The organism is Streptomyces sp. UF-297, assembly GCF_058245575.1.
Window position 1 is genome coordinate 1 of record NZ_JBSIBZ010000183.1, and the last position, 4,021, is coordinate 4,021.

At 72.1% G+C, this 4,021-nt stretch carries 8 protein-coding genes; all 8 read right to left on the reverse strand.

All coding sequences use genetic code 11. The features are described 5' to 3' along the window. Nucleotides 1-50: 50 nt before the first annotated feature. The gene (locus AC4IJH_RS43070; protein ID WP_164345719.1) at nucleotides 51-218 is read right to left on the reverse strand and encodes a hypothetical protein; all 168 of its coding nucleotides are present in this window, start codon (nucleotides 216-218) and stop codon (nucleotides 51-53) included. Nucleotides 219-372: 154 nt separating this feature from the next. Further along, nucleotides 373-633, reverse strand: coding sequence for a hypothetical protein (locus AC4IJH_RS43075; RefSeq protein ID WP_330269893.1), 261 nt, complete (start codon nucleotides 631-633; stop codon nucleotides 373-375). Then, a complete protein-coding gene (locus AC4IJH_RS43080; RefSeq protein ID WP_330269894.1) occupies nucleotides 630-1,181 on the reverse strand; it encodes a hypothetical protein in 552 nt (183 codons plus the stop codon). The genes AC4IJH_RS43075 and AC4IJH_RS43080 overlap by 4 nt, the downstream gene beginning before the upstream one ends. A 168-nt stretch (nucleotides 1,182-1,349) precedes the next feature. Further along, on the reverse strand, nucleotides 1,350-1,688 hold the full coding sequence (locus tag AC4IJH_RS43085) for a hypothetical protein (RefSeq protein WP_490857501.1): 339 nt from the start codon (nucleotides 1,686-1,688) through the stop codon (nucleotides 1,350-1,352). 91 nt (nucleotides 1,689-1,779) lie between these two features. Continuing rightward, complete coding sequence (locus AC4IJH_RS43090; RefSeq protein ID WP_330269896.1) at nucleotides 1,780-2,181, reverse strand: hypothetical protein; 402 nt, start codon at nucleotides 2,179-2,181, stop codon at nucleotides 1,780-1,782. 320 nt (nucleotides 2,182-2,501) lie between these two features. Next, on the reverse strand, nucleotides 2,502-2,951 hold the full coding sequence (locus AC4IJH_RS43095; protein WP_164346656.1) for a hypothetical protein: 450 nt from the start codon (nucleotides 2,949-2,951) through the stop codon (nucleotides 2,502-2,504). Nucleotides 2,952-3,032: 81 nt separating this feature from the next. Next, a complete protein-coding gene (locus tag AC4IJH_RS43100; RefSeq protein WP_164346658.1) occupies nucleotides 3,033-3,389 on the reverse strand; it encodes a hypothetical protein in 357 nt (118 codons plus the stop codon). 146 nt (nucleotides 3,390-3,535) lie between these two features. Beyond that, nucleotides 3,536-3,904, reverse strand: coding sequence for a hypothetical protein (locus AC4IJH_RS43105; RefSeq protein WP_330269897.1), 369 nt, complete (start codon nucleotides 3,902-3,904; stop codon nucleotides 3,536-3,538). Between the last annotated feature and the right edge of the window lie 117 nt (nucleotides 3,905-4,021).

The following is a 4,021-nucleotide window of genomic DNA, read 5'->3' on the forward strand; positions in this document are numbered from 1 at the left end:
CCCCCCCCCCCCCCCCCCCCCCCCCCCCCCCCCCCCGGGGGGGCTGGGTTCTACCAGCCGGGCGGGACGGGCTCCTCGAACGGCGAGGGGGCTTCGATCTCGCGGGTGTATCCGCCGTGAAGCTCCTCGTCGTAGTTCTCGCACTCGGGGTCGCAGGGCTCCCCCTCGTCCGCCCCGCATTCGGTGCAGGGGTCTTCGAGGTCTACGTACGCAGCCATCGGGCCGCCTTCCGGGTCGGGTTTCGAGTGGTGGTGCTGGTCGGGGTGCCACCCCCTCCCAACAAGGACAACATTACCACTTTTCCCCCTGATTTCCAAGCATGAAGGGGCCTTTGAGCTGGCGTTTTCCTGCCTGACCCGTCGGTGTCCGTACTCAGTGCGAGGTCGTGCAGATCGGGGTCTCGGTCACTCCGGTGCACTGGAGGTGGGCGAACAGGGGGTCCGCGAGGTCCTTGTGCACGCCCTCGGCGTGCAGGTTGCACAGGCGCAGCCGCTGGGTGCGGCGCTCGGCGTAGGTGATCGTCAGCAGCCTGACGGCGGTGCCGCCCGCGGCGCCGCACGCGCCGCGCTGGCTGGTGTAGGCGTACGACTCGCAGCCGACCCACCCGCGCGGCCGCTCCGTCGGGGCGCTCACGCGGCGTCTCCGGTGACGGCGGGGAGCGTGAGGTTCTTCCACTGCTCGCCGTCCCAGACCTGCCAGACCTCGGGTGCGGGCCGGTGCTGGGCGAGGTCGCGGGCGAGGTGGCCCATGTACGGGTAGTCGCCCCGGGCGAGCCAGACGGACGGGATCTTGGCGACGACGGTCATCCCGTGCCACTCCCCTCCGTGGAGTCCGCGCAGCAGGCTGGTGCGCTGCCGCTTGCACCGCGCGGCCTCCTGGGCCAGGTCGTGCTGGTCGACGAGGAGTTCGTAGACCCGCTCGGCGCTGATGGGCCGCCCGTTCAGGCGGCAGGCGTCGGTGAATTCCTCCATCGCCTGCCGGTCCTTGGCGGTGTGCTGGAAGAACCAGGTGCCGCCGCCGTTGCCGCCGTTCTCGATGACCCCGAGGCAGTAGTCGCCTTCGTTGACGGTCGCCCGGAATGCGATGCCGTTGCGCGTGGTCATCTGCTCGAAGTCGTCCAAGTGGTAGCGGGTGTGCGGGACTTCAAGGCCGGTGAGGGGCAGGGTGATCAGTTCGGTCATGGCTCTCTTCTCGTGTCGTGCGGACCGCCGGGGTGGCGGTCCGGGAATCCGGCGGCGTGCGGTGCCGGCCACCGACGGGCGTGCCGTCGGCTGCGGCCTCGCTGACCGCCGTGGCGCGCGGCCGCGCCGAGGCCCGGGGCCTGTCGGCGCGGCCGCGCGACGCGGCGGTCAGTTCCGGTGCTCGCTCGGCGGGCCGTTCGGGCCCTCGAAGATGACGTTGACGTGGGTGCGCTCGTGGGTGATGCGGTCGGCGTCGGGCCGGGTCTGCCACGGGCGCTGACGGTTGGCCACGGCCTGGAGCGCGGCGGCGCGGGAGCAGTTGCATCCGGTCTCGTCGCAGACCGGCAGGACGGCGTCCACCGTGTAGACCGGGGTACAGAACGGGGCTTCGTAGGCGGTCAGATGGTCGTAGTAGTAGATGCGGCCGGTTGCCGTGCGGACGGTGCTGGCGTGGGTGCGGCTGTGGTGCTCGGTAAGGGCCCTGCCGTACGCGCGGGCGGTCTGCATGTGTCCTCCTGGTGCCGGGTTTCGAGGGGGCCGGGGGGGGGGGGGGGGGCGGCGCCCCCCCCCCCCCCCCCGGGGTGGGTTCGCTGCGCGGTTACGCGTCGGCGAGGGTGAGCGGGACGTCGCGCCCGATTGCGGCGGCCAGTCCGCGCTCGCGGGCGAGGTTGTCCAGCCCGTCGCTCAGCTCGGCGTTGATGGTGTGGCAGCGCAGGTATCGCGCGCCGAAGCCGTGGGACCAGACAGGGAAGCCGTTGGCCTTGAATCGGCTGTCGATGATCCAGTGGGTTTCGTCGACCAGGCGAGAGAGGAACTGCGTCTCGGCCTCCTCGCCCTCGACGGCGATCTTGAGCTGGGCGTACAGGCCGATCAGCTCCATGCCGAAGAGTCCGGGCTCCTGGTGCCGCTTCAGCTCGATGACGGTCCCGGTGAGGGTGTAGGTGCCGTCCTCGTCCTCAAGCGTGACGGCGATGACCTGCGGGTCGGTCTGGGTGGTCACGGTTCCTCCGTGGGTTCGGTGTGGGTTTCGAGTGGTGGTGTCGGTCAGGGTGCCACCCCCTTCCAACAAGAACAACATTACCAGCATTAGACCGGAAAGGGAAGCGGGAAGCGGGTTCTACCAGGGGCTTTCCGGGCCGGTCCGCCACTCCCACGCGGCCCCGATACGGGCGCACTGGGTGCGGGGCCGACTGCCGGTCGGCGCCCAGCTTCCGGGAGGGCGGGCGACCGGCGCGGCCGGCGTCGGAGCCACTGCGGGCCGTCGCGTCCCGCCCCGACCGGCGGGCCGGGACGGCGGGCGGTCGCCGCCCCGGTCGCCGGTCAGAAGTGAGTCCAGTGCCCGGGGTCGGCCTCGACGGCTGCCTGATGGGCGCGCACTGCCTCGATGGTCCCTTCCGTGACCACCCGGTAGTGCGCCTCGTGCACGGCGACGTGCAGCGCGATGTACTGGGCGAGCTTTTCGCGGTCGGTGCCACCCCGGCCCATGTACCGGGGGCACTCGTCGCAGATCACGCGGTAGACCGGCACCCGCCCGACCTCCTCGCCGCGCGTGGCGCGGCGGGGCGCGGTACTGCCGGGAATCCAGCGGGCGCCTGCCGACGGCGCGGGGTGCTGCGCCGCGTGCTGCCGGACGTCCCACACGTGCTGTTCAAAGTCGTCGGTGACGGGGCCCAGCCACTGCGGGCAGTGGTCGCACACCACGTGGTAGAGCGGCGTGGTGTCGACGATGCGGCCGTAAACGGCGAACGTGGGAACGGTGCTGGTGGTCATGCTCGGGGCCTCTCTCGCTGGTGGGGTTTCGAGGGGGCCGGGGCGGCGGTGCCATCCGCCGCCCCGGCGGGGGGGCACAGGTCAGCTGATGTCCCAGTCCACGCGGCGGCGGGTGACGGGGGTAAGGGCGCGCTCCAGGCGGAGGGCCTGGCGGCTGGCGGGGTCGCGGCGGAACGGGGCCGTGGCCAGGGCCGCGCGGACGGCGGCCCGGTCGCGGCGGTGCGCGGCCTTCTGGTACGCCTTGCGCTTGCCGGGGGTGTCCTGTGCCTGCCCCCGGGCGACGGCGCGGGCGGTGAGCTGCGGGTGGCCGTCCTCGTCCCGCGCGGCCGTGGCGAGGATGCCCTTCCGGGCGGCGGCGCGGTCGTCCATGCCCAGCAGGCGGGCGGGGTTGCCCGCGCGGGCGGTGCGGTAGCGGCGGTGGTGGTCAGTACGGGCCACGGTGTTCCTCCGGTGGTGCGGGTTTCGAGGTGTGTTGGTCGGGGTGCCACCCCCTCCCAACAAGGACAACATTACCAGAGTTGAGCCGGAAATGGAAGCGGAAAACCGGGCCTCACCTGGGGTTTTCCGCCTCCCCTCCGGTCCCCCTATGCGGCGTAGCGGTAGACCGGCCGGTCCTCGCCGGGAATCCGGGGCGCCCCCTCGGGGGCGATGCGCACGGCGACGAACTCGCCGTCGTACGGCTCGGCGGCGAACCCCTGGGCGGCCGCCCACTCGCGGGCGACTTCCGCCGCGCCGGTCTCCTCGCCCTCCTCGTACGCGACGACCATCACGACGTCCGGGCCGAAGAACAGCGTGGCGTCGTACCAGACGTTCATCAGGGCGTCGCGGATGCCGTCCGGGTCGACGACGGCGGCGGGCGTGACGACGATGCGCTGCACCGGCAGCTGGTGAGGCTCCGGGCGGAGCTCGCAGGTGCAGGTGAACGTCTGGGGGGCGCGCGTCGCGGTGGTCATGTCCTCTGCCTCCGTGGTGCGGGGTTTCGAGTGGTGGTGCCGGTCGGGGTGCCATCCCCTTCCAACAAGGACAACATTACCATCCTTGGCCCGGAAACGGAAGCCGAAAAGGGGGTC

Excerpts from the sequence above, each read along its gene's own strand:
- AC4IJH_RS43085 (WP_490857501.1), bottom strand. The coding sequence starts at position 1,688 with ATGCAGACCGCCCGCGCGTACGGCAGGGCCCTTACCGAGCACCACAGC.
- AC4IJH_RS43095 (WP_164346656.1), bottom strand. The coding sequence starts at position 2,951 with ATGACCACCAGCACCGTTCCCACGTTCGCCGTTTACGGCCGCATCGTC.
- AC4IJH_RS43105 (WP_330269897.1), bottom strand. The coding sequence starts at position 3,904 with ATGACCACCGCGACGCGCGCCCCCCAGACGTTCACCTGCACCTGCGAG.
- AC4IJH_RS43070 (WP_164345719.1), bottom strand. The coding sequence starts at position 218 with ATGGCTGCGTACGTAGACCTCGAAGACCCCTGCACCGAATGCGGGGCG.
- AC4IJH_RS43080 (WP_330269894.1), bottom strand. The coding sequence starts at position 1,181 with ATGACCGAACTGATCACCCTGCCCCTCACCGGCCTTGAAGTCCCGCAC.